The organism is Streptomyces sp. NPDC026673, assembly GCF_040638135.1.
GTDB lineage: Bacteria > Actinomycetota > Actinomycetes > Streptomycetales > Streptomycetaceae > Actinacidiphila.
Window position 1 is genome coordinate 107,541 of record NZ_JBEZXR010000014.1, and the last position, 24,863, is coordinate 132,403.

Genomic DNA, 24,863 nt, shown 5'->3' on the forward strand with positions numbered 1-24,863 from the left:
TGCCTTGCGTTGCTTGGGACTGCCCTGGGACGCTCAGGCGAGGAACGTCTTGAGCTCGCGGACGAGCTTGCGTATGTGGCCGGAGATCACCGGCGTGCCGAGGGCCTTGAAGCGTTCGCGGAACCAGGGGTTGACCTCCTGGCGGCCGGAGCTGGTGACCGAGCCGACCGGGATGAATTTCACTCCGGAGCGGTGGACGGCCTCGATGCCCTCGTACAGCGGCTGGGAGCGGTCGAACTCGTAAAAGTCCGAGATCCACACCATCACGGTGTCCGCGGGGTCGGTGATCTTCGGGCGGGCCATGGCCATCGCGACGGGGCCGTCGTTTCCGCCGCCGAGGTTGGTCCGCAGCAGGGCCTCGAACGGGTCGTTCACCCAGGGGGTCAGGTCGATGGCACGTGTGTCGTACGCGATCAGGTGGACGTCCACCTTCGGCAGCCCGGCGAAGATCGACGCCAGGATGGTGCAGTTCACCATCGAGTCGACCATCGAGCCCGACTGATCCACGACGACGATCAGCCGTTGCGGCGTCGTCTTGCGGGCGGTGTGCCGGTAGTAGAGGCGGTCGACGTAGAGCCGCTGCTCCTCCGGGCTCCAGTTGGTGAGGTTCTTCCAGATCGTGCGGTCGAGGTCGAGGTTGCGGAACACCCGCTTGGGCGGGATGGAGCGGTCGACGGCCCCGACCGAGGCCTTCTCGACCTGGGTGCGCAGCACGTCGGCGACCTCGTCGACATAGCGGCGGATCAGGGCCTTGGCGTTGGCCAGGGCGACGCCCGACAGGTTGTTCTTGTCCCGGAGCAGCTGCTCGATCAGGGACATGCTCGGAGTGAGCTGTGCGGCGAGCTTGGGGTCGGCCAGCACCTCGCGCAGGTGCATCCGCTTGACGAGGTCGGCCTCGATCGCGCCGAGTTCCGGGCCCATCGCCGGGATGAGCCGGCTGAGGTCGGGTGTGGTGCCCCCGCCGCCGGTGCCGGTCGGGTCGGGTCCGACTCCGTGTCCGGCTCCCGCTCCGGGTCCGGCCGTACGTCCCCCGGCGCGGCCGCCCCGCAGCTCGCCGGGGCGGCAGCCGAGCGCGCGTTCCAGCCAGCCCGCGTCGGACTGCCAGCGCGCCAGCTGCCCGGCGGTGACCGTGCCGTTGCCGGTGGCGAAGACATTGAGCAGCACCTTCGACGCCAGGGCGGCACGTCGTACCTCGGCGGCCCGGTCGCGTGGGCCGTCGTCCGCTTCCGGCACCATCAGACCGTCGAACTCGGCGGCGAGCTCCGGGTGGCGCTGCACGACCGAGTCGACGGAGGTCTGCGGATCCAGCAGCGCGGACGGCAGCCCGATGTCCTCCACGACGGCGAGGCTCGCCGACTCCAGCGTGGCCTGCTCCTCGTGGTCGAAGAGCCGGGCCAGCAGACGCCAGTACAGGACCTGGCGGCGGTTGTCGTGCGGGTCGGCGACGGGAGGCCCGTCGGTGCCCTCGGTGTGGCCGGTGGTCTGTTCCGTGGTCTGGTCGGTCATTTCCGCAGCAGCCTTCCCGCGCGTTCCCGCAGGACAGCCACGGTGTCGGTGGCGGCCTTCTCGGCCTTGACGCCGTTCTTGTCGGTCGTCCCGCCCGCCCATGCCCCGGCGTGGACGGTGACGGCCTTCTTCCGCACCGTCGTCTCGACGGCGAGCGGCTGGACGCGGTACGTCCCGGTGTCCCAGCGGAGCAGCCCGATGCAGGCGCGCGACGCGGCGACGGCTTCGGGGGCGAGCGGCCCGGCGGACGGGATGCGGTCGGTGTCGACGGCGAGGGTCTGCCCGGCGAGGGTGAACGTCACCACGCCGTCCTCGATCGCGGCGGCGTAGCCCTCCAGGAAGACCGGTACGGCGATGCGCGCCGGGTGGCGGTCCAGGGGCGCGACGGCCGGATCGGCGGCGGTGGGCAGTGCGACGCGGGCGGTGGCGAAGGCGTCGGCGGGCTCGCCTGCCTGTGCGTGGTCGTCGTTCCAGAGCAGGTCGCCCTCGGCGGTGACCGGGATGCCGGTGAGGTCCATGGAGCGGCCCTCGCCGACGGCGGCGAGCAGCGACATGTGCGGGCGGAGCAGCTGCCAGAGTCCGGCGCCGACGACGGTGTCGGGCTTGGGCGCGGACACGCTCGCGCGCACCAGGTGGGGCGTCGTGCCGTCCGCGGGCTCGAATATGGCGTGGATCTGGGCCTGTACGGCGGTCGCGTGCTCCTGCAGGTCGACGCCGAGGGGCAGCAGGCGGCCCGTCGCCGTGACGGCGAGGGGCGTGTCGGCCACGCCGGGGACGGTGAGCAGCATCGCGCGAGACCACAGGTCGGCCCAGCGGCGTACCGGGAAGCGCTCCATGGCCGCGCCCGGGCAGGAGGCAGCCAGCTCGGCGGCGAAGCCGTCGAGGAGGGTCGCGAGGCGGCGCAATGCCGGGTCGGGCAGCATCGCGGAGACGATCTGCGCCGCGCCCGACACCAGGTCGTGGTCGAGGCCCTGCCAGCCGGAGCGGGCCAGGTCGGACAGCCAGGACCGGGCGGCGGCCAGAAGGTTCGGCGCCTGGCCGCCTTCGGGCTCCGGGAAGCCCTCCTCGGCGCGGGACCGGCCGGTCGCCTCCTGGATCCGGGCCGTCAGCGCGTCGTGGGCGGAGCCGAGCAGCGCGGTGCGGGCGGCGGCGAGAACAACCAGGTGGTCCTCGCTCGCGGCGCCGGCCGCCGCCTTCTCGGCCGCTTCGGCGACCCTGGCGGCCAGCGGGGTCCCCGCGACGGCGTGGACGAGCTCCGTCAGGCCCGCGGTCTGGGCGGCCTGGGGGCGCAGCAGTCCGCCGACGAGCGTACTGTCGAAGGCGTCGACGGCCGCCAGGGCCTCGTCGAGCCCCGGGAGGGCTTCGGTGAGCATGTCGACGCGCATCACGCCACCGCCCTGGTCGGCGGGAACCACTGCATCTCCGGCAGCGGGGCCGTGGTGGGGGCGAGTTCGAGGTAGGCGAGGTGGCGCAGGAACCGGCTGAAGACCGGCGCGGCGGCCTGCTTGTCCCCCTGCGGAGGGCGTGCGCTCGTCATGGCGACGGTGATGCTCTGCGCGTCCGGCTCGCCGCTCGCGCTCTCCGCCTTGACGTAGCGGGCGACGCGCTCGGCGCCGTACTGCAGCACGGCCTCGACGATCAGGGCGCGTATGTGGTTGCAGAAGCCGCCGCGTGCGCCGCCGCAGGGCCGGTTGTTGTTGGTGCTGCAGGTGTAGGCGTAGCTGCCCGCGGCGACCGACGAGACGTAGACCCGCTCGATGTCCGAGCCGCTGGACACCACGCCCTGCAGGCGTCCGTCGGCCAGTTCGACGAACGGCACCTTGGCGAGCTTGCGCGGCCGCGCGGGTGCCGTCACCCGGGCCGTGCTCGACCTCTCCCAATCTGACATCGCGCCATCTCCTGAGCAGCATGGGGTATTCCGCGCCACATCGGCGGGACGTCAATGAACTTACTTGCGATCACTGACAACGCCGGTCGGGCGTCCACAGCCGCTCGACAGGGTGGGTGTCCGGCGGGCTCTCGGCGGGGGTGCCGACCGCCCGGAACGCCTGAAGCAGTGCATTGATCGGCCGTTCGCACGACGCGTGTCGACGGGCTGCGGGGTCGTGAGCGCCGGGGCGGTGCGACCGCGGCCGGCGGATATGGGAGCGACAGAACACGGTGATCCACGCCAGGTCGTGGGCGTCCACTACTGCAGCCGTAGATCGTGATCGCTGTGCTGTGCTGTGCGTATTGTGCGGGACAGTCATCGCTCGTCTCGATAATGGGTTGAGGGTGCTGGCCGGGGTGGTGATGATCGGCCTGTGAACTTGATGGCGGACATCGCGCTCGGGGAAGAGTTGCGCCTTCGTACGTTGACCTGGCGCGATGCGCCGCTGCTGGTCGAAGGGACCTGCGGGGAGGATGACTCGGCCCTGTGGGGACCGGACCCGCGCGGCCCGTACTCCGATCGCGACGCGCAAACCGCTTTGCGGTCCTGGGCGCCGGATACAGGGCGACAGACCTCGTACGGCCTGCTCGACCGTGACCGACTGGTGGGTGCGCTCGGGCTGATGTTCGACGGGCCGGGCAGTGCGGAGTTGGCCTACTGGGTCCGTCCGGAAAGCCGCCGACAGGGGCTGGCTCTGCGCGGCGTCACCGCTCTTACCGAGTGGGCGCACACCGCGCTGCGGTTGTCGCGCGTCTGGCTTGAAATCGATCCGGACAACACCGCATCGCTGCGGCTGGCTGCCCGCGCCGGCTACCGCCTCGAGCAGCGGTTGCCGCGTCACTGCCGCGCATGGACGGCCGAGGATCCCCGCGACGACATCTGGCATGACTGCCTGATCTGGACGCACTCCACCACCACAACGGGCCCGTCATCGCCTGGATAGGCTCGTCGTCCGACCCGTGCACGATGCGATCCACCGGCTCGGCTGGTCCCACTGGCAACGCCGGCACCAAGCCACAGCTTGAAAGACCACGATCCACGGCCGGAGCACTACCGCTCCGAACACTGATCCAGCGAGTCACCGTCGCCCGCATCACTCCGGCGCGTTGTACCTCCTCCGCTCCGGTAGGGGCGCGGCAAACCGCCAGCCGCGGGCGAGCAGCGCGTCGACGGCGGTCACGGCCGTCCGCAGCCGTTGCTCGTGCGGGCCGGTGAGCACCACGTGCGGCAGGCCCCGGCGGGTGAGTTCGGTGCGGAAGCGGCCGGTCATCCAGGAGCGCAGGTGCTCGCCGTCGCGCAGCCCGTCGTCCTCGAAGGGCACTCCGGCGTCGTCGGTGAGCAGCCACAGATGCTGCCTGCCCCTGGCGGCGACGGCCTCCACGCGGGGGTTGTGTCCGCCCGCGTAGCGCTCGTGCCAGATGGTGGTGGCCAGGGCGTCGGTGTCGCAGAAGAGGACGGGTGACCCGGCACGTGCGGCGGCGTCCTCCTCGGCGAGCTGCCGTTCGGCGATCAGCTCGAACTCGGCGGACTCCCAGGTGACCTCGTCGAAGGAGGCGCCCGGGCGGTCCGCCAGCAGCCGTGTGTACTTCTCCTCGCTGTACGTGCGTCCGTACTCGGGTACCCAGCGGGTCGCCTCCCAGACCCCGCCACGCGCCCGGTAGTGCGACGCGAGGGCGCGGGCCATGGTGGTGGTGCCGGTGGACTCCGCGCCGACGACCACCACGCGGCGGGCCAGGGCCGCCCGTACCGGCGCGGCCAGATACGGCCAGCGCCCGGCGGGGTCCTCGCGTACGGCGGTGCCGGAGACCGGATACGCCGTACGTCCGACGTCAACGGTGACCGCCACCGCGCCGAAGCGGCGGCCGAGTTCCTCGCAGTACGGTTCCGAGGTGAAGACCGCGTCGACGGGTTCGGCGACGGCGCCCTTGAAGATGGCCATGTGGGCGTCCCATGCGGCGGGGTCGGAGTAGTCGACGGGTATGTCGTCGACAGCGCCGACGACGTCGATGCCCGTCTCGGGGTGGACCTCGCGCATCCAGGCCACCCGCTCCGCGAGCGGGATCGACTCGACGGCGGAGGCGCACACCAGCACGGTGAGGCGGCGGCAGCGCGCGGCGGCGCTGCGGACCAGGTGGTGGTGGCCGGCGTGCGGCGGGTAGAACTTGCCCAGCACCAGCCCGTGGTCGAACTCGCTCACGCCGCGACCTCCGTCCGGCTCATCGGCCCCGTGCGGACGGCCGGTTCGGTGCGCCAGCCCCGGAGTCCGACGACGCACAGCAGCAGGAAGCCGGCGTAGAGGAGCGAGGTGAGGTACAGCCCCTTGTAGGCGTACAGGGGGATGTAGACGAGGTCGGCGGCGATCCACAGATACCAGGACTCGATCTTCTTCCGGCACTGGCCGTAGGTGGCGGCCAGCGACAGCGCGGTGGTGAGCGCGTCCCAGAAGGGCACGGTGGAGTCGGTGGCGCGGTCGAGCGCGACGGTCAGCAGCACGGTGGCGATCACCGTCGCGGGGACGAGGACCGCCCAGGTGCGGCCGCTCGTACGGCTGACGGCGAGCCGTCCCGGGCCGGATCCCCCGGCGATCCAGGACCACCATCCGTACACCGCCAGTGCCACGTAAACGACCTGTAGGGCGGCATCCGCGTACAGACCGGCACCGGCGAAGAGGAGGATGAAGAAGAGGTTGTTGGCGATGCCGATCGGCCAGTTGGCAATGTGCCGGCGCGCCACGAGCCATACACAGAGCGCTCCGCTGCCGAAGCCGAGTACCTCGACCCAGCTGACCGGGGTGTCCAGCAGGGTGAACAGCGGCTGCTGAAGCCGAGCAAGCAAATCCGCGAGAACCACGCGGCTACCTCCCATAAATGTCAGCTTGACGATAATGGGTGGGGGTGGCTGCGGCAAGGGAATTACCGCGGGGCGGACCCCCGGGTCGCGGAGGCCGTGCCCGGCGTTCGTGACCGGGGTCGGGGGCGCAGTCCGGGTCGCGGTCGGGGTCGGAATCGCGGTCGCGGTGGACTCCGCCGCTCACCTCCGTGCGGGGTGACGGTGAGCGCGGGATGGCCGTCCACCCGACGGGAGGCAACCGGCCGCGGACACGTTCACGTCGGACCCGTCACACCCCGCGCAGCGCATGCTCCCGCCGGAAACGGGCGGGTGTCGTACCGAGGTGCGCCCGGAAGGCCCGTGAGAACGCGGATTCCGAGTAGTAGCCGACCTGGCCGGCCACGGCCGCGACGGTCGCGTCGGTGGTGGTGAGCAGTTCCGCCGCCGCCATCAGCCGTGCCCGGGTCAGGAAGGCGCCCACGGTCGTCCCCGTCTCCCGGGTGAAGTGGCGCAGGAAGGTGGCGCGGGACATGCCGGCCGTACGGCTGAGCCGTTCGATCGTCCAGTCGGCCCCGGGGTCGGCGAGCATGCCTTCGACGGCCGACGCGATGCGGCCGTCGGCCGCCGCGGTCCACAGGGTGGTCCCCGTGGTGGCGCCCCGCGCGGTGCGCAGCACCATCGCCAGCAGCACGGTGCACAGGGCGGAGAGGATCGCCGCGGTGCCCTCGCCCTCGCGTCGTGCCTCACCGCGCATCAGGGCGCTCAGCATGCGCAGCACCTCGTCGCTCTCGGCGGACTGCCCGAAGGAGACGTGCACCGGGTCGGGCAGGCTCGCGAACAGCAGTGAGCCCGTACCGGCGTCGAAGGTGTAGTGCCCGCAGAACAGGTCGATGACGGGCTCTCCGCCGTGCTCGCTGCGCGTGGTCACGAACACGTCGCCGGCCGTCTCCGCCGTCCCCGTCGGGCCGCCCTCGCCGTCGGTGATCACCCGGTGCGAAGCGCCGCTCGGGATCATCACCACGTCCCCGGGGCGCAGGTCGAGCAGGACCGTGCCCACCTGCAGCCGGCACGTGCCCTCCAGCAGGACATGGAAGGGCGCCTCCCGCTCCCCGTGGGCCGCCACCTCCATCCTGGTGCCCGCCCCGAGCAGGCAGTGTTTGTCGAGGTCGGCCCTGAGCCGGGCCAGGCGCAGCAGTCGGCTGACGGAGTCCACGGTGAGACTTTCGGGCAGGAGAGTGAGACGGTCGAGTCTATTTGGACGAGTGGCCGGCTCGCAGACTCGACGCATGGAGATCACCACAGCACTCACCGCAGATGTCCTGGTCATCGGCTTCGGCAAGGGCGGCAAGACCGCCGCTCACGCGCTCGCCGAGGCCGGCCGCCGCGTGGTCCTGATCGAGCGGTCCGCGAACATGTACGGCGGGACCTGCCCGAACGTCGGCTGCGTTCCGACCAAAATGCTCGTCCACTACTCCGGCACCAAGCGCCTCCAGGACGACGCTCAGGAGTTCTTCGCCCACTCGGTCGCCGGTGTCCGCGCGCTGACCAGTGCCTTCCGCGCGGGCAACTTCGAGGCGCTGAACGGCAGGGACACCGCGACGGTCATCACCGGCACGGCCCGGTTCGTCGATCCGCACACCGTCGCCGTCGGCGAAGGAGCGGACCGCATCACCGTCACCGCCCCCACGATCCTGGTCAACACCGGCTCGGAGCCGGTGATCCCCCCGATTCCCGGCCTCGCGAGCAGCTCCCACCTGGTCTCCAGCACGGAGCTCACCCGCACGCAGAACCTGCCCGAACGTCTCGTGGTCCTGGGCGGCGGATACCTCGGCCTGGAGTTCGCGGGGATCTACCGGCACTTCGGCAGCGAGGTGACGGTCCTCGAGGCCGCCGACCGGCTCCTGCCGCGGGAGGACGAGGACATCGCCGCGTCCGTCGGGGAGATCCTCACCGGCGACGGCATCCGCGTCGTCACCGGCGTTCACGTCACCGAGGTGCGGGACAGCGGGGCCGTCTCGACCGTCGTCTATGAGAAGGACGGGCGGACCCACACCGTGGAGGCGTCCGCGCTGCTGCCCGCCACCGGGCGCCGGCCCGTCACGGACGGCCTCCGGCTCGACGCCGCCGGCGTCCGGACCGCGCCGAACGGCGCGATCGTGGTCGACGAGTACCTGCGCAGCAGCCAACCGCACATCTACGCACTCGGCGACGTCAACGGCGGCGAGCAGTTCACCTACATCTCCCTGGACGACGCGCGCATCGTCCTGGACCAGCTCCTGGGTGAGGGCAAGCGCACCACGAGCGACCGCAGGGCAGTGCCCCACACCCTGTTCATCACTCCCCCGCTCGCCACGGTGGGACTGACCGAGAGCCAGGCGCGCGCACAGGGGCTGAACATCAAGGTCTCACGGGAGAAGGTCGCGGACATCGTGGCCATGCCCCGCGCCTACACGGTCGAGGAGACCCGCGGCGTCATGAAGTTCATCGTGGACCCGGACACCGATCTCATCCTCGGGGCCGCCCTGCTCAGCATCGACGCGCAGGAGATCGTCAACACCGTCGCGCTGGCGATGCGGCACCACATCACGGCCACGCAGCTCCGCGACTCGATCTACACCCACCCGAGCTCGACCGAAGCCCTGAACGAGGTCTTCGACAAGGTCGTCTCCTAACCGGGTCCGGGTCCAGCTCCGCCCGCGGCGGGCACCCACCCGGGCACGGTGTGCCGTCAGGTCCACATCGGGTGCCGCGACGCCCTTCTCAGGGCATCGCCGCGACGTGTGTCGGGGCAGGATGCCCCGGCCGTCCACCCATGAGACAAAGAGGACAGGCTCGCAGCCCGGGTGCCTAGAGCCGCGGGCGGCGCCGAACGAGAACGACCGGCCGACCCGCCTTCCGGAAGAGAAAAGAACCATGCAGCAGAAGAACAGGCCCTTCGAACTCGCCGACGTCCGGATGCACACGCGCGAACTCGCCGGCGGCGTGTACGCGGTCATGGCAGCGGATGTCGACGACACCGACCACACCGCGACGAACGCCGGGTTCGCCGTCGGCGATTCGGGGGTGCTGGTGGTCGAATCGCTGAGCAACGGCCGTTTGGCGTCCCAGGTCATCGGCGCGGTGCGCACAGTGACCCCGCTGCCCATTCGATTCCTGGTCAACACCAGTTTCCACGGTGATCATTGTTTCGGAAATTTCGCCTTCCCGTCACAGACGGTGATCATTCACCATGAGGCGACCAAGCGTGTGATCGACGAGCGCTTCGAGCAGGACCGCGCCTTCATGATCGACTTGCTCGGCCCGAACGCCGGCATCGAGGAGGTCGTGGCCCGCTCGGCGGACGTCGCGGTGTCCGGGTCGTGCTCCCTGGACCTGGGAGGCAAGCACGTGGACATCGAGCACATCGGCTTCGCCCAGACCGACGGCGACCTGGTCGTCCGCATGCGCGAGGACAACATCGTCTTCGTCGGGAACATGCTGCAGGCGCCGCCCCCGGCATTCCCGTGGCTGCTGGAGGGGCGGGCCGACGAGGCACTCGCCACCTACCGGCGCCTCTACGACATCCTCGACGACGACACCCTGATCGTGCCGGGCCACGGCCGCACCATGCGCCGCGCGGACATCCCGCACTCGATCGCCTACCTCGAGGAGCTGACCGGCCTGGCACGGGACGCCCGGGACAAGGGCCTGTCGCCCGACCAGGCCCGCGAAGCACTGGAGATGAAGGAATACAGCGACTACAGCATGTACGAATCCATCCACCTCCAGGTCAACGTCCCCGCGGTGCTGAACGCGCGATGAGCGCCGTGGGCACGAACCATGGCACCTGAACCTTCCCACCCGGAGCGGGGCGGGGACTGGATCCGCGTCGGCACCAGGTGCCCGTTCGCCAAGGGGGCGGGGTTGCCTCCAGCGGGAATTGAGCGGCGGATCCAGGGTGCGGCCCGTCCTGCCCGTCCCGGGCCGCGCCGCGCGTACCGGGCGTCCGGCAGGATGACCCCGTGACCTTCCTCCCCGGTACCCGTGCCCGCGCCCACGACCCGATACGGATCCGGATGGCAGCGGCCGCGGCAGCGATCGTGACCGTCGGTGCCGGGCTGGGGCTGCGGGCCATGGCGGCGGGCAGCACGGCCAAGTACGGCGGGGACGCGCTCTACACCGTCCTGGTTCTCACCCTCGTCGTCCTCGTCGCGCCACGGCTCGCGCCCCTCAAAGCCGCCGCAATCGCGCTGGCGTTCAGTTGGGGCGTCGAGTTCCTGCAGCTCAGCGATGTGCCCGCGGAGTTGTCCCGGCGCAGCACCGTCGCCCGTCTGATCCTCGGCTCCACCTTCAATCCGCCGGACCTGTTCTGGTACGCCGTCGGTGCCGCGGCGGGCTGGCTGGTCCACACCGCGGTGGGTCGGCGCCTGTCAGGCAGGCAAGCGGCGCGCGGGTGACGGCGCCTCAGCGCCCCGCGGTGAGCTGCGCCGCCATCTCCCGGGCGGAGGACGGCAGTCCGCGGACGGGTTCGCCGTACTGTGGATGCGCCTGGTCCAGGGTGGGCACCATCGGGCGGGACCGCTGCGCGGGGACGCGTTCCAGGACGGTCGTCCCGGTCTCCGCCTCCAAGGCCGGGGCGTAGCCCGCCGCGCGCAGGGCGGCGAGGGTCTCGTCCGGCGGGGCGGTGGAGATGAGAACCGTCGGCGCGATGCGCCGCAGCCCCAGCTTGGCGAGGCCGCGCACCGCGGCGACCTCCGCGATCAGGGTCGTGTCCTCGGAGCGCACGCAGCAGGCGGAGCGCACCACACGGAGCCGTCCGTGGCCGCGGGCGACGTCCTTGACCGTGTAGGTGAGCGGCTGCGGCAGTTCGGTTCCCGGCCGGCAGACGGCGGCGAGGCGGTCGAGGATCCCGTCGGCGTCCCAGCCCGCGTCGAAGGCGCGGCGCAGTGAGGCGGGGGTGATGCGCCAGACCACGGCGTGCCCCTCGGACTCGATGTCGCCGACCGCCGACAGCAGTGCCGCCAGGTCGGGGGCGGGGGTGCCGGTGACGGTCGCGGTGGAGTCGGCCTGGAACCGGGCCGTGGTGCTCGGTGCGGGCAGCGTCGACCGCAGGGCCTCCCGCAGCGCGGACACCGCCTCGGCCAGTGCCGGGCGTTCGGCCATCCCCTCGCCCAGCCGGTCCGCGCCTGCGGCCGCCGGGTCGGCGTCCGCGCCCGGTACGGCCGGGTAGTGGCGCGCGGCCCCGGCCTCGAGGAGGCCGACGACGGCGCGGCCGACCGGGGTCAGTGCGCCGTGAGCCGTCAGACCGAGCAGCTCCGCCTCGGTCAGCGTCGCCTCGAGCCGCCCTTCGAGGTCTTCCTCCTCGTAGGGGGTCATCAGCACCGGCCGGAACCACACGGCCCGCGCGAGGAGTTCCTCACGCGCCTCCTCGCCGGCGGCCGATCCCTGCCCGTCCGGCAGCGTGGCCAGCGCCCCGAGCACTCCGTGCCGCAGCGGGACCGCGTACGGGTCCTGGGGGCTGATCAGGGCGACGGGGGTCTCGTCCTCCTCCGGCCAGTAGGTGAACACCTCGGGCACCACGGCCCAGGCGGCCACCAGCGGCAGCAGCTTGCCGGCGGGCGTGGCCGCCGCCCACGCGTCGTAGCGCTCGCTGGGCAGCAGGCGCGCGGGCTCTTTCGGGGACTCGGGCCGGCGGCGCCCCCGGCCGCGCGCGGCGGGTGCCTCCTTCTCGGCGTGGGGCGCGGCGAGACCGGCGTTCACCGCCAGGTCCAGCCACAGCCTGGTGTGTTCCTCGCTCGTGCCGGCCGCCTTGGCCAGCCTCCTGGTGTCGCGTACCGCGATCCCGCCCGCCTTGCGCACGGCCACGGGATGCGCGGCCAGCTCCCGCAGCACCAGCTCCGCCCGCCAGGCGGCGGCCCCCGCGGCCACCGCACCCTCCCCCGCCCACTCCCGGGGCAGGCGCGTCAGGCACGTCAGCGGTTCCGGGTCCAGGCTCGGCGACGGCGCGGGCAGGTCTCCGCGCAGCGCGCGGCCCACCTCGTACGGCAGCTCCACCAGGTCCGGGCCGACGGGGACCACCATGCCGCGTGCGGCCAGCCAGTCGGTGCCCTCGTCCCCGCTGCCGCCCTCCCGGAAGGTGTACTTGCTCTCCGGTCCGGCGTAGCCGCCGTCGCGGGAGACGAAGCAGTGCGTGCGCATCAGCGGCGGGCCCGGCACCATGTGGTCCAGTAGCGCGTGGGCGTCCGCGGGGGCTCCGGCGACCATCTCCCGCACCCGGTCGGCGTCCGCGAGCAGGGCGCCGATCGCCGCCTGCGCGTCCGCGCGGGTGCGCAGCTCCCCCGCACCCAGTACGGCGGCGATCCGCTTGATCTCCGGCGCGTTGTACGCCTGCGTGAGCAGGGTGTCGGCGGGCCTGCCGTAGCCGTCCATCCGGGCCGCCCACGTGTGCAGCAGCGGCGGCAGCGCCAACTGGCCGCTCGGGGCCGGGAGTACGAGGACCCGCTCCCGCAGGCGTCGCAGCGACTCCGCAGTCCGTTCGCGGGGAGTGCCGCCCCGTTCCAGCCAGTCCAGCACCTCCGCCTCGGGCACCAGCCGGGTGTAGGGGTCCACCGGCGGCGGCGCCGGGCGCCAGGCGTACGTCTGCCGCTCGGCGGCCGGCACAGGGCCGTACGCCTCCAGGGCCCTGGCCGCCACGCAGGCCAACAGCTCCGCCTCGCCGCCGGTCCCGGCGGCGACGGCGCGTTCCGCCGATTCGTCGGTGAGCAGGTGTTCCGCCAGTTGCCGGAACGTCCTGACGGGTGAGTAGCCCGCGGCACGCGGCAGTGCGCGCTCCTCCAGCAGGGCCGTCAGACGCTCGCCGGGGAGTTCGGCGAGCCATTGCTCCAGGGCGGGGAGTACGCGCACCGCACGAGCCTAGAACATCCCAGCGGCAAGCGGCCTCCGTACGGCCGCCGTTCACCCTCACGCGGGCGGGGCGGCCCGCGACCCCCGGTTTCCCCGAAGGCCGTGACCGGCATCGGCCCGCTCGCCGGGAACGGTACCGGCCTGCCGGGATCCCCGAACCCTCGCCGCTTCAAGCCCTCTTGGCAACGTCCCGCACCACTCCACCCGCAAGAGGAAACTGTATTCTGTCATCCGTATACAGACTCCCGGACGCGCGGAGGAGACATGGACGACCTGGATCCCGGGATAGTGCTGGGCATGACGGCTCGGGCACCCGACGGCGTGGTGATCATCGACCGGGAGGGGCTCATCCGCTACTGGAACCACGGCGCGGAGCGGATCTTCGGGTTCTCCGCGGCCGAGGTCGACGGCCGCAGCCTCGATGTGATCATCCCCGAACGGCATCAGCAGCGGCACTGGGACGGATTCGAGAAGTCCATGGCCAGCGGGACCACCAAGTACGGGGACGACGACCTGTTGACCGTCCCCGCGGTGGGCGCCGGCGGCCGGAAGCTGTCCATCGAGTTCAGCGTGGTGCTGCTGAACGACGCCGAGGGCCGCCCGGGTTACGTCGGGGCGGTCATCCGGGACGTCACCGCGCGGCGCGCCCGGGAGAAGGAGCTGTACCAGAAGGTGGCGGCCGCCAAGGCGGAGCACGCGGCGACTCCCTGACATCCGCGTCCACGAACGCGAAGCCCTCGTGCCGACCGGCACGAGGGCTTCGCCGTGTGGAGCCGTATGGAGCCAGGTGGAGCCGCGAGTGCCCCGCGCGCACGGATCGCGCGGGGCACTCGCGGGGCATCCGCGGGGTACGTCAGACGATGATCTTGCCGTCACGCAGCTTGGCGATCTCGTCCGCGCCGTACCCCAGGTCCGCCAGGACCTCGCTGCCGTGCTCGCCGAGCAGCGGGGCACCCTTGATCTCGGGCTTGAAGTTGGAGAACTTGATGGGGCTGCCCACCGTCAGGTAGGTGCCGCGGCCCTTCTGCTCGACCTCGACGATGGTGCCGCTCTTGCGCATGTCGGGGTCCTCGGCGAGCTCCTTCATGCTGAGCACCGGGGCGCAGGGCACCTCCCACTTGCGCAGGATGTCGACGGCCTCGTACTTGGTCTTGTCCGCCAGCCACTTCTCGATCTCGCCGAAGATCTCGAAGATGTGCGACTGACGCGCCTTGGCGGAGGTGTACTCCGGGTCCTCGACCCACTCGGGGTGGCCGATGGCCTCCGCGGTGCGCTTCCAGTTCTGCTCCTGGATCGTGAAGTAGATGTAGGCGTTGGGGTCGGTCTCCCAGCCCTTGCACTTCAGGATCCAGCCCGGCTGGCCACCGCCGCCGGCGTTGCCGCCGCGGGGCACCGCGTCGCCGAACTCGCCGTTCGGGTACTGCGGGTACTCCTCCAGGTAGCCGATCTTCTCCAGGCGCTGCTGGTCGCGGAGCTTGACCCGGGTGAGGTTGAGGACGGCGTCCTGCATGGACACCGACACCTTCTGGCCCACCCCGGTCGCGTTGCGGTGGATGATCGCCGTCAGCAGGCCGATCATCAGGTGCATGCCGGTGTTGCTGTCGCCGAGGGCGGAGCCGCTGATGGTCGGCGGGCCGTCCCAGAAGCCGGTGGTGGACGCGGCGCCGCCGGCGGCCTGGGCGACGTTCTCGTAGACCTTGAGGTCGTTCCAGGACGAGTCGTCGTTGAAGCCCTTGACCGAGCCGAAGATCAGGCGCGGGTTGAGCTCGTGGATGTGGTCCCAGCCCAGGCCCATGCGGTCCATGGCGCCCGGCGCGAAGTTCTCGACCAGGATGTCGGCCTCGCGGATCAGCTTCTCCATGACCTCCTTGCCCTCGGGGGTCTTGGTGTTGATCGCCAGCGAGCGCTTGTTGCTGTTGAGCATCGTGAAGTACAGCGCGTCCAGGTCGGGGTCGTCCCGGAGCTGGTTGCGGGTCACGTCGCCGCCCTGGGGACGCTCGACCTTGATGACGTCGGCGCCGAACCAGGCGAGCATCTGGGTGCACGCGGGACCGGCCTGGACCCCGGTGAAGTCGATCACCTTGATTCCGGCGAGCGGCTTTTCACTCATGGTGGCTTCCTTCTTGTGGATGTTCGCGGTGCGCGGGTGGGCGGTGCTGAGGGAACGGTGCTTCGGGGTGCGGGACTTCGCTCTACGGGGCGGTCACTTCTTGGCCGGCGTGATGTTGCCGACGGTGATGCCCTTCGGGTTGAGGTGCGCGATGTGGCCGCTCTCGGTGCCGGCCGAAGGGTCGATCACGCAGTCGATGAGGGCCGGACCGCCCGAGGCCAGTGCCTCGGTGAGGGCGGCGGTGACCTCGGCGGGCGTGGTCGCGCGGTAGCCCTTGCCGCCGAACGCCTCGAACATCTGGTCGTGGCGGGCCGCGGACATCAGGGTCGTCGGCGACGGCGCGTCGTCGAAGGGGTTGACGTCGTCGCCCCGGTAGACGCCGCCGTTGTTCATGATGACCGTGACGACGGGCAGCTTGTAGCGGCAGATCGTCTCGATCTCCATCCCGCTGAAGCCGAAGGCGCTGTCGCCCTCCACAGCCACGACCGGCTCGCCGCTCTCGACGGCCGCGGCGATGGCGTAGCCCATGCCGATGCCCATCACACCCCAGGTGCCGCTGTCCAGACGGTGCCGCGGGACGTGCATGTCGATCACGTTGCGCGCGATGTCGAGGGCGTTGGCGCCCTCGTTGACCAGGTAGATCTCGGGACGTTCGCGGATGACGTCGCGTACGGCCTTCAGGGCGCCCATGAACTGCATCGGGTGCGGGTCGGCCTTGAGGCGCTCGGCCATCTTGGCGACGTTCTGCGCCGAGCGCGCCCCCAGCTCCTCCCGCCAGGCGGCGGGGGTCGCGATCCGGCCCGGCTTGCTCCGCTCGATGAGCGCCTCGACGACCGACTCGATGTCACCGACGAGCGGTGCGGCGATGGGCTGGTTGCTGTCCATCTCCTTCGCCTCGATGTCCACCTGGACGAACTTCGCGTCGGGGTTCCACTGCGGCGCCTCGCCGTGGTTCAGCAGCCAGTTCAGGCGCGCGCCGACCAGCATGACGACGTCGGCCTTCTTCAGCGCCAGCGAGCGGGCGGTCGCCGCCGACTGCGGGTGGTCGTCGGGCAGCAGGCCCTTCGCCATCGACATCGGCACGTAGGGGATGCCGGTGGACTCGATGAACTCGCGGATCTGCGTGTCCGCCTGGGCGTAGGCCGCGCCCTTGCCGAGGACGATCAGCGGCCGCTGCGCGCCGGCGAGCAGCTCGATGGCGCGGTCCACCGCCTCGGGGGCGGGCAGCTGACGCGGCGCGGGGTCCACGAGCCGGCTCAGCGTCTTCGCACCGTCCTCGGCGTTCATGATGGAGCCGAGCACCGCGGCGGGGATGTCGAGGTAGACACCGCCGGGGCGCCCGGAGACCGCGGTGCGCAGGGCGCGGGCGATGCCGCGGCCGATGTCCTCGACCCGGCTGATGCGGTAGGCGGCCTTGCAGAACGGCTGCGCGGCGGCGAGCTGGTCCATCTCCTCGTAGTCGCCCTGCTTGAGGTCGACGAGGTGGCGCTCGCTGGAGCCGGAGATCTGGACCATCGGGAAGCAGTTGGTGGTGGCGTTCGCCAGCGCCACCAGTCCGTTGAGGAACCCCGGCGCCGATACGGTCAGGCAGATGCCCGGCTTCTTGGTGAGGTAGCCGGCCGCGGCCGCCGCGTGTCCCGCGTTGCTCTCGTGGCGGAAGCCGATGTAGCGGATGCCCTGCGCCTGGGCGAGGCGGGCCAGGTCCGTGATCGGGATGCCGACCACCCCGTAGATGGTGTCGACGTCGTTCATCTTGAGCGCGTCGACCACCAGGTGGTACCCGTCGGTGAGCTCGGCCGGTGCGTCGGCGTTCGCCGCGGTCTCCAGAGTTGAGGGGGCGGTCATGGTCCGAGGTCCTCCTTGGGCAAGTCATGCGAGTGCGGCTTCTTCTCTCACCTTCCGCAGCGCGCTTCCCCGCGTCCAAGACCTATCGGCGACCAGCCGATAAACAGCATTTATCGACGCACGCCGCGGGGGTCGTGAGCTCGGTTGATAGACCTCCGCTATCGGCCGTTCGCCATCGCGTATTGGACGGGTGCTTCACAGGCCGCGCAATCTCGCTGAGGACGGTTCACCAGACCTGGCGCGAGGAGGTGCGGTCATGGCCGTTCCGGCCGCGGGATCCGTGCGGGGTCCCGACCGCTACCGGCCGCCGGCGATCACGGGCCTGGCCGATCTCCTCGACCGGCAGGTGCGCGAGCGTCCGCGGGCTCGTGCGCTCGTCGCCGGCGGCGACCGCGCGGGGCTCTCCTACCGTTCCCTCGACACGCTGGCCGGCGACCTGGCCGCGCGCCTCGCCGGAACGGGGCTGCGGCGCGGGGACGCGGTCGGCCTGGTCTGCGCCAACACAGCGGAGTTCGTCGTGGCGCTGCTGGCCGGGGCACGGGCCGGGCTGGTGGTCGCCCCGGTGGACCCCTCCCTCCCCGAACCGCGGATGTCCGCGCGGCTGGAGGCGCTGGGGGTACGGGCCGTCCTGCTGGGGCCGTCGGCAGGCGCCGGCGCGGCGCCCGCCGTGGTGCACGGTGTTCCCGTCTGGCCCCTGCGGGTGGACGCCGCCGCGACCGGTACGGCAACCGTCGCGCTGGACACCGGCGCGGGCACCGCGCCCGGTGCGCGGGGCGCGGCCGGCGAACTGTCGGCGCACGACGCCCTGGTGCTGTTCACCGCGGGGACCAGCGCCCAGGCGAAGATGGTCCCGCTGACGCACGCCAACGTGGCCGCCTCCGTACAGGACGTCTGCGCCACGTACGAGCTGGGGCCGGATGACGCGACGGTCGCGGTGATGCCCTTCTTCCACGGGCACGGTCTGTTCGCCGCGCTGCTGGCCACCCTGGCGAGCGGGGGCTGCGTGCTGCTGCCCGAAGGGGGGCGGTTCTCGGCGCGCACCTTCTGGGACGACATGCGGGCTGCGGGCGCCACGTGGTTCACCGCGGTCCCCACCATCCACGAGATCCTCCTGGAGCGGTCGGCGGCGGACGCCGCGGGCCCCCAGGTGCCGCCGCTGAGGTTCGTGCGCAGTTCCAGCGCGCCCCTGAACACGGCCACCCAGCGGGCGCTGGAGCGTACGCTCGGCGCTCCCCTGCTGTCGGCGTACGGCATGACCGAGTCGGCGCACCAGGCGACCAGCGAGCCGCTGCCGCAGCACGGTGCGCTCAAGCAGGGTTCGGTCGGCCGGGTGACCGGGGTCGACCTGCGCGTCCTCGACCCGGACGGGAAGCCCTGCCCGGCGGGCGGCGAGGGCGAGTTGTGGGTGCGCGGCCCCACGGTGGCCCGCGGCTACCTCGGCGACCCCGCCGAGACGGCGCGCGGTTTCGCCGACGGGTGGTTCCGCACCGGGGACCTGGGCTCACTGGACGAGGACGGCCATCTGTTCCTCACCGGGCGCCTGACCAACCTCATCAACCGCGGGGGCGAGAAGATCTCGCCCGAGTACGTCGAGGACGTGCTCGCCGGGTGCCCGGGGGTCGCCGAGGCCGCCGTGTTCGCCGTCCCCGACGCGACGTACGGGCAGCGGGCGGCGGCCGCCGTGGTCCTGTCGGGCGGCGGGGGGCCCGGGGCGGAGGAGATCCTGCGGTACTCCCGCGGCCGCCTGGCGCCCTTCGAGGTCCCCGATCTGATCCGGATCGTCGACTCCCTGCCGCACACGGCCAAGGGAGGGCTGGACCGGGCGGCGGTGGAGGTGCTGTACGCGCACCGGCCCGCGGGGGCCGGTCTCACCTGACGCGGTGCTCCGCCGGCAGCGGCTGGTCGAAGAACTCGTCCAGCGACAGCCCCGCCGCCGCGTTCATGAAGGCCCGCGCCGCGACCGAACCGGGGGTCGCCGCGTGGATCGCCACCGAGACCTGGGCCCTGGCGTCCGGCTCGACCAGGCGGACGGCCCGCATCCTGCCGAGCGGGGGCATGGCGCGCAGCCAGGTGTGCGGCACGATGCTCGCGCAGGCGCCGGCGCCCACGCTGGCGTAGAGGGCGGCCACCGAGTCGGTCTCGACCTGCGGGGTCACCACCACCCCGCTCTCGGCGAACGCGTCGTCGATGACCTGGCGGATCCGCATGTCGGGGGTGAGCAGCGCCAGCGGCATCGAGGCCGCGTCCGCCCATCTCATGGTGTCGGTCTGCGGCAGGAGCTGGTCGCTGGAGGCGAGGAGCATGTACCGCTCCTCGTACAGCGGCATCACCTGGAGGTTCTCCCGGTCGTGCGGGGCGAAGTGCGCGATCGCGGCGTCCAGTTCGAAGGCGAGCAGCTGGCGGTGCAGCTCCGTCGTGGACAACCGGGAGCGGACCTGGACCTTGGCCAGCGGGTGCGCCGTGCAGAAGGCGGCGACGGGCAGGACGAGGGTGGTCGACGCGGTGGGTTCGGTGCCCAGCCGGAGGGTGCCGGTGATGCCGGACTGGACGGCGGCCACCTCGGCCTTGAACGCCTCCTGCTCGGCGAGGATCCGTTTGGCCCAGACCACGAGCCGTTCGCCCTCCGGGGTGAGGCCCTGGTAGTTGTGACCGCGGTTGATCAGCGTGACGTTCAGCTCCCGCTCGAGCTTGGCTATCGCGGCCGAGAGCGCGGGCTGCGACACGTAGCAGGACTCCGCCGCCCGGGCGAAGTGCCGCTCCCTGGCCACCGCCACGAAGTACTCCAGCTGACGGAACAGCATGAACGACTCCTCTCTGCCTGGGGCCGCGGCCGCGCCGGCACGTTCCGCTGGAGTCGCGAGGCCGTCGGTGCCGGCTGGTCGACGTCCCGTGGGTGAAGAACGTCCCCGTGCGGCCGACGACGGACGAGCTGGTTGCCCTGCGGCCGGCCAAGCGTACCGAGCGCCGCGGCGCACCTCTCACTCGTGCCCGCCGACGGGGCCGGTGCGGGCGCCGCGGGGTGTCGTCCCGTACGCGTCCCGCCGGTCGCACGGGCCGCGCCGCGGGCCGGCCGGCGGGTCGCCGGTCCGGGTCCCGGTCCCGGTCCCGGTCCCGCCGCGGGCTGCGACGGGACCGGGCGCCGGATGCGCGTCGGCGATCGCCCGGTCGGTGGACCGGCGATCGGTGGGTGATCGGGTGGTGTCGTCAGGGGTGCGGACGGGAGGTCAGGCGGGGACCGGCTCCCGGGTGGCGCCGTTGTCGGGGGCCGCGGTGCCGCCCCGTGCCAGCAGGTCGGTCGCGGCGTGCACCGCCCGCAGGTGGGGGGCGTCGGCACCGGAGATGTCGGCCATCTCCACGACCGCCGTCACGATGGCGTCGAGTTCCAGCTGCTTGCCGGCCTCCAGGTCCTGGAGCATGGAGGTCTTGTGGTGCCCCACACCCTCCGCGCCCCGCAGCCGCTTCTCGATGGAGATGTCGGGGGTGCTGCCGACCCGGGCCGCGATGTCGAGGGTCTCCTCCATGAGGTGGGTGACCAGCCGCCGGGTGGGCGGGTGCCGGCAGATGTCGACCATCGTCGCCCGGGTGAGGGCGCTGATCGGGTTGAACGCGACGTTGCCCATCAGCTTGATCCAGATGTCGTCGCGCAGGTTGGGCTCGACCGGGCACTTGAGCCCGCCGGCGATCATGGCCTCGCTCAGCGCGGTGCACCGGTCGGAGACTCCGCCGCCCGGCTCGCCGATGGAGAACCGGGTGCCCTCCAGGTGCCGGATGACACCGGGGGCCTCGATGACCGTGGCGGGGTAGACGACGCAGCCGATCGCCCGCTCCGGCGGCAGCACCTCGCTGGTGGCGCCGTCCGGGTCGACCGCCTCGATGCGCCGCCCCTCGTAGGGGCCGGTGAGCTTGTGGAAGTACCACCAGGGAATGCCGTTCTGACCCGCCACCACCGCGGTGCGCTCACCGAGCAGCGGGGAGATCAGCGAGCCGGAGGTCGGGTAGGAGTGTGCCTTCAGCCCGAGGAACACATAGTCGACGGGACCGATCTCCTTCGGGTCGTCCGTGGCGTGCGGCCTGGCCACGAAGTCACCGCGCGGGCTGTTCACCCGAACCCCATGGGCACGTATCGCCTGAAGGTGCTCACCTCGGGCGATCAGGTGGACGTCGGCGCCACCACGGTGCAGCGCCGCGCCCACGTAAGCGCCGATCGCACCGGCTCCGAGGACTGCGATTTTCACGGCGACTCCTCTCCATTCGAAGGGGGAGTGAATACTGTATGCAGTACTCTCTCTGGATGTACAGTCCCCTCACGGAAAGTCGCGCGCTCGCACACGGCCCGAGTCCGCGCCACCGCAGGGCCGATCCGCCCCCGGCGCCCCACAGGGCATGAACCGGGTCACACAGGGCCCGGACAGGTTGATCGAGCACGAAGCGGGGGAACGCTTCGCCGCACATGCGGTCCTGGGAACGTCACGGTCGCCAAGCGCGGCCGGCACGCACGCATCGCGGGCGGACCGGCCGACGGCGCCGCCGTGACGTCAGTCGGAAGCGACGGAAAAGGAGAGCGATGTCGGATTCACCCCCTCAGCAGATCGGTGTGGTCACCGAGTCCACCGCCGGGGAGACCCGGGTGGCGGCCACACCGGACAGTGTCCGCAGGCTCCTGGGCCTCGGCTACGAGGTCGTCGTGGAGTCGGAGGCCGGAGCGGCCTCCGGCTTCTCCGACGAGGCCTACGCCGAAGCGGGAGCGCGGATCGGCGACGCCTGGCGGGCGGACGTCGTCCTCAAGGTCAACGCCCCCTCGCACGAGGAGATCGGGAAGCTGCGTGACGGAGCGACCCTCATCGGGCTGATCGCCCCCGCCATCAGCCCCGGCCTGGTCGAGGAGCTCGCCACCCGGCCGATCACCGTGCTCGCGCTCGATGCCGTGCCGCGCATCTCCCGGGCCCAGTCGATGGACGTGCTCAGCTCGATGGCCAACATCGCGGGCTACCGCGCGGTGATCGAGGCGGCCCACGTCTTCGGGCGCTTCTTCACCGGGCAGGTCACCGCGGCCGGCAAGGTGCCGCCGGCGAAGGTCCTGGTGGCCGGGGCGGGCGTGGCGGGTCTCGCCGCGATCGGCGCGGCCGGCAGCCTGGGCGCGATCGTACGGGCCACCGACCCGCGGGCCGAGGTCGCCGACCAGGTCCGCTCCCTGGGCGGGGAGTTCCTCGCCGTCGAGGTGGAGCAGGAGGCCGGCGGCGACGGATACGCCAAGGCGACCTCCGAGGCCTACGACCGGCGTGCCGCGGAGATCTACAGCGAGCAGGCCGCGGACGTCGACATCGTCATCACCACCGCGCTGATCCCCGGCCGCCCGGCCCCGCGGCTGATCACGGCGGCCGACGTGGCCTCCATGAAGCCCGGCAGCGTCATCGTGGACATGGCCGCCGCCCAGGGCGGCAACGTCGAGGGCACGGTGAGCGGGAAGGCGATCGTCACGGACAACGATGTGACGATCATCGGTTACACCGACCTGGCGGGCCGACTGCCCGCCCAGGCCTCCCAGTTGTACGGGACCAATCTTGTCAACCTGCTGAAACTCCTCACACCCGGCAAGGACGGGCGGTTGACCCTGGACTTCGACGACGTCGTGCAGAGGTCCGTGACGGTGGTGCGCGAGGGCGAGAAGACCTGGCCGCCACCGCCCGTGCAGGTGTCGGCCGCGCCCGCCGGGAAGGAGGCGGCGCCGGCGGCGGTCCCGCAGCCGAAGGAGCCCCGCCTCTCGCCGGCCGCCCGCTACGGCCTGATCGGCCTCGGCATGCTGGCGATGTTCCTCCTCGTCGCCTTCTCCCCCGCCCAGCTCGTGGGCAATTTCACGGTGTTCGCGCTGGCCGTCGTCATCGGCTACTACGTGATCGGCAAGGTCCACCACGCCCTGCACACCCCCTTGATGTCGGTCACCAACGCCATCTCCGGGATCGTGGTGGTCGGGGCCCTGCTGCAGATAGGCCGCGACGGAGTGGCCGTCACCGTGCTGTCCGTCGTGGCGATCATGCTCACCACCGTGAACATCTTCGGAGGATTCGCCGTCACCCGCCGCATGCTCGGCATGTTCTCGAAGGGCTGAGGATCGATGAACGCAACCACGGCCGCCCAGGCCGCCGACATAGTCGCCGCGCTGCTGTTCATCTTCAGCCTGGCCGGACTCTCCCAGCACCGCACCTCCCGCGCCGGTGTGGCGTACGGCATGGCCGGCATGGCGCTGGCGCTGGTCGCCACCGTCGTCGCCGCCTCGCGGGACATCTCCGCCACCGCCGTCGTGCTGATCGTCGCCGCGACGGCCGTCGGCGGCGCCGTGGGCCTGTGGCGGGCCCGCAAGGTGGAGATGACCCAGATGCCGGAGCTCATCGCCGTCCTGCACAGCCTCGTCGGCCTGGCCGCGGTGCTGGTCGGCTGGAACAGCTACTACGAGGTCGAGGCGCACGGCGCCGCGCAGACCCGGGTCGCCCAGGACCTGCTGGGCATCCATCACGCCGAGGTGTTCATCGGCATCTTCATCGGCGCGGTGACCTTCACCGGTTCCGTCGTCGCCTTCCTGAAGCTGTCGGCACGGATCAAGTCCCGCCCGCTGACGCTGCCGGGCAAGAACGCCCTCAACCTCGGCGCGCTGCTCGGGTTCGTGGCGCTGACGGTCTGGTTCACGGTGAGCCCGGGCCTCGGCCTGATGATCGCCGTCACCGCCCTGGCACTCGCGCTGGGCTGGCACCTGGTCGTCTCGATCGGCGGCGGCGACATGCCGGTCGTCGTCTCGATGCTCAACAGCTACTCGGGCTGGGCCGCGGCGGCGGCGGGCTTCCTGCTCAACAACAACCTGCTCATCGTCACCGGCGCGCTCGTCGGCTCCTCCGGCGCGTACCTGTCGTACATCATGTGCAAGGCGATGAACCGGTCCTTCATCTCGGTCATCGCCGGCGGATTCGGCGTCGAGGCGGTGTCGAGCGGCGACACCGAGCAGGGCGAGCACCGCGAGACCACCGCGGAGGAGACCGCGGAGCTGCTGGAGAGTGCCACGTCGGTGATCATCACCCCGGGTTACGGCATGGCGGTGGCGCAGGCCCAGCACCCGGTGGCGGAGTTGACCCAGGCCCTGCGCCGCCGCGGGGTGCGGGTACGGTTCGGCGTCCACCCGGTGGCCGGCCGGCTGCCCGGGCACATGAACGTGCTGCTGGCCGAGGCCAGGGTGCCGTACGACGTCGTGCTGGAGATGGACGAGATCAACGACGACTTCGGCGGCACCACGGTGGTGCTGGTCATCGGCGCCAACGACACCGTCAACCCGGCGGCGGAAGAGGACCCTTCCAGCCCCATCGCCGGAATGCCGGTGCTGCGGGTGTGGGAGGCCGAGAACGTCATCGTCTTCAAGCGCTCCATGTCCTCGGGGTACGCGGGCGTGCAGAACCCCCTGTTCTTCCGCGAGAACAGCCGCATGCTCTTCGGTGACGCGAAGGAGAGCGTGGAGGACATCCTGCGCTCGCTGAGCGCGTCGGGGTCCGGTTCCACCGCGTCGCTGCCGGCCGGGCGTACCGACCAGCAGCCCGCGCCCGCCTGATGGCCCCGATCCACACCGGCGGTGGGGGGGGGGGGGGGCGCGGGGCCCCCCCCCCCCCCCCCCCCCCCCCCCCCCCCCCCCCGGGGGGGCCCCCCCCCCCCCCCCCCGCCCCCCCCCCCCAAGGGGGCCGGGGTGGCCCCCCCGAAACCCCCCCCCAACGCCCCGGGGGGCAC

General features: G+C 71.8%; 19 protein-coding genes. 8 read left to right on the forward strand and 11 right to left on the reverse strand.

Annotation, left to right across the window (positions count from 1 at the left end):
• Positions 1-33: 33 nt before the first annotated feature.
• Genes AB0F62_RS13425 through AB0F62_RS13435 form a run of 3 tightly spaced genes read right to left on the reverse strand, consistent with a single transcriptional unit; the run spans position 34 to position 3,394 of the window.
• A complete protein-coding gene (locus AB0F62_RS13425) occupies positions 34-1,506 on the reverse strand; it encodes a VWA domain-containing protein (protein ID WP_361796621.1) in 1,473 nt (490 codons plus the stop codon).
• Positions 1,503-2,921: a hypothetical protein gene (locus AB0F62_RS13430; protein ID WP_361796624.1), complete on the reverse strand. Its 1,419-nt coding sequence runs from the start codon at positions 2,919-2,921 to the stop codon at positions 1,503-1,505. Before AB0F62_RS13430 ends, AB0F62_RS13425 begins: the two co-directional genes overlap by 4 nt.
• Positions 2,891-3,394, reverse strand: a complete 504-nt coding sequence (locus AB0F62_RS13435; protein WP_361796627.1) for a hypothetical protein — start codon at positions 3,392-3,394, stop codon at positions 2,891-2,893. The genes AB0F62_RS13430 and AB0F62_RS13435 overlap by 31 nt, the downstream gene beginning before the upstream one ends.
• Positions 3,395-3,818: 424 nt before the next feature.
• On the opposite strand from AB0F62_RS13435, the gene AB0F62_RS13440 reads away from it, so the two are divergent.
• The gene (locus tag AB0F62_RS13440) at positions 3,819-4,379 is read left to right on the forward strand and encodes a GNAT family N-acetyltransferase (protein ID WP_361796685.1); all 561 of its coding nucleotides are present in this window, start codon (positions 3,819-3,821) and stop codon (positions 4,377-4,379) included.
• A 150-nt stretch (positions 4,380-4,529) separates the two neighbouring features.
• Here the strand turns inward: AB0F62_RS13440 and AB0F62_RS13445 are convergent, their stop codons facing one another.
• From AB0F62_RS13445 to AB0F62_RS13455, 3 genes are all read right to left on the reverse strand, one after another.
• Positions 4,530-5,633, reverse strand: coding sequence for an AAA family ATPase (locus tag AB0F62_RS13445; RefSeq protein ID WP_361796630.1), 1,104 nt, complete (start codon positions 5,631-5,633; stop codon positions 4,530-4,532).
• A complete protein-coding gene (pnuC, locus tag AB0F62_RS13450) occupies positions 5,630-6,286 on the reverse strand; it encodes a nicotinamide riboside transporter PnuC (RefSeq protein WP_361796633.1) in 657 nt (218 codons plus the stop codon). Before pnuC ends, AB0F62_RS13445 begins: the two co-directional genes overlap by 4 nt.
• A gap of 268 nt (positions 6,287-6,554) precedes the next feature.
• Positions 6,555-7,478, reverse strand: coding sequence for an AraC family transcriptional regulator (locus AB0F62_RS13455; protein ID WP_361796636.1), 924 nt, complete (start codon positions 7,476-7,478; stop codon positions 6,555-6,557).
• Positions 7,479-7,551: 73 nt separating this feature from the next.
• Here AB0F62_RS13455 and AB0F62_RS13460 point away from each other — a divergent pair, with 73 nt between their 5' ends.
• The 3 genes from AB0F62_RS13460 to AB0F62_RS13470 all read left to right on the forward strand — a co-directional run bounded on the left by AB0F62_RS13460 (position 7,552) and on the right by AB0F62_RS13470 (position 10,701).
• Complete coding sequence (locus AB0F62_RS13460; protein ID WP_361796639.1) at positions 7,552-8,937, forward strand: FAD-dependent oxidoreductase; 1,386 nt, start codon at positions 7,552-7,554, stop codon at positions 8,935-8,937.
• Between the two features lie 241 nt (positions 8,938-9,178).
• Positions 9,179-10,066, forward strand: coding sequence for an MBL fold metallo-hydrolase (locus AB0F62_RS13465; RefSeq protein ID WP_361796641.1), 888 nt, complete (start codon positions 9,179-9,181; stop codon positions 10,064-10,066).
• A 254-nt stretch (positions 10,067-10,320) separates the two neighbouring features.
• Positions 10,321-10,701 carry a DUF2809 domain-containing protein gene (locus AB0F62_RS13470; RefSeq protein ID WP_361796688.1) on the forward strand — a complete coding sequence of 127 codons (381 nt, stop codon included), beginning with the start codon at positions 10,321-10,323 and terminating at the stop codon, positions 10,699-10,701.
• A 7-nt stretch (positions 10,702-10,708) separates the two neighbouring features.
• On the opposite strand, the gene AB0F62_RS13475 is transcribed toward AB0F62_RS13470, so the two are convergent.
• On the reverse strand, positions 10,709-13,147 hold the full coding sequence (locus AB0F62_RS13475) for a helicase-associated domain-containing protein (protein ID WP_361796644.1): 2,439 nt from the start codon (positions 13,145-13,147) through the stop codon (positions 10,709-10,711).
• Positions 13,148-13,411: 264 nt separating this feature from the next.
• On the opposite strand from AB0F62_RS13475, the gene AB0F62_RS13480 reads away from it, so the two are divergent.
• Entirely contained in the window at positions 13,412-13,858 is a 447-nt protein-coding gene (locus tag AB0F62_RS13480) for a PAS domain S-box protein (protein WP_361796647.1), read from the forward strand.
• A 142-nt stretch (positions 13,859-14,000) separates the two neighbouring features.
• Here the strand turns inward: AB0F62_RS13480 and frc are convergent, their stop codons facing one another.
• Both frc and oxc read right to left on the reverse strand, forming a co-directional pair.
• A complete protein-coding gene (gene frc / locus AB0F62_RS13485) occupies positions 14,001-15,257 on the reverse strand; it encodes a formyl-CoA transferase (protein ID WP_361796650.1) in 1,257 nt (418 codons plus the stop codon).
• Positions 15,258-15,350: 93 nt separating this feature from the next.
• Positions 15,351-17,102 (reverse strand): oxalyl-CoA decarboxylase, encoded by a 1,752-nt coding sequence (gene oxc / locus AB0F62_RS13490; RefSeq protein WP_361796653.1) that lies wholly within the window; start codon positions 17,100-17,102, stop codon positions 15,351-15,353.
• A 256-nt stretch (positions 17,103-17,358) separates the two neighbouring features.
• Between oxc and AB0F62_RS13495 the strand changes: the two genes are divergently transcribed.
• Complete coding sequence (locus AB0F62_RS13495; protein ID WP_361796656.1) at positions 17,359-18,978, forward strand: FadD7 family fatty acid--CoA ligase; 1,620 nt, start codon at positions 17,359-17,361, stop codon at positions 18,976-18,978.
• On the opposite strand, the gene AB0F62_RS13500 is transcribed toward AB0F62_RS13495, so the two are convergent.
• Positions 18,971-19,903 carry a LysR family transcriptional regulator gene (locus tag AB0F62_RS13500; protein WP_361796659.1) on the reverse strand — a complete coding sequence of 311 codons (933 nt, stop codon included), beginning with the start codon at positions 19,901-19,903 and terminating at the stop codon, positions 18,971-18,973. The genes AB0F62_RS13495 and AB0F62_RS13500 overlap by 8 nt on opposite strands.
• A gap of 423 nt (positions 19,904-20,326) precedes the next feature.
• A complete protein-coding gene (locus AB0F62_RS13505; protein WP_361796662.1) occupies positions 20,327-21,337 on the reverse strand; it encodes a 2-dehydropantoate 2-reductase in 1,011 nt (336 codons plus the stop codon).
• A 329-nt stretch (positions 21,338-21,666) separates the two neighbouring features.
• Here AB0F62_RS13505 and AB0F62_RS13510 point away from each other — a divergent pair, with 329 nt between their 5' ends.
• Positions 21,667-23,208, forward strand: coding sequence for a Re/Si-specific NAD(P)(+) transhydrogenase subunit alpha (locus AB0F62_RS13510; protein ID WP_361796665.1), 1,542 nt, complete (start codon positions 21,667-21,669; stop codon positions 23,206-23,208).
• 6 nt (positions 23,209-23,214) lie between these two features.
• A complete protein-coding gene (gene pntB, locus AB0F62_RS13515; RefSeq protein WP_361796667.1) occupies positions 23,215-24,690 on the forward strand; it encodes a Re/Si-specific NAD(P)(+) transhydrogenase subunit beta in 1,476 nt (491 codons plus the stop codon).
• Positions 24,691-24,863 lie beyond the last annotated feature (173 nt).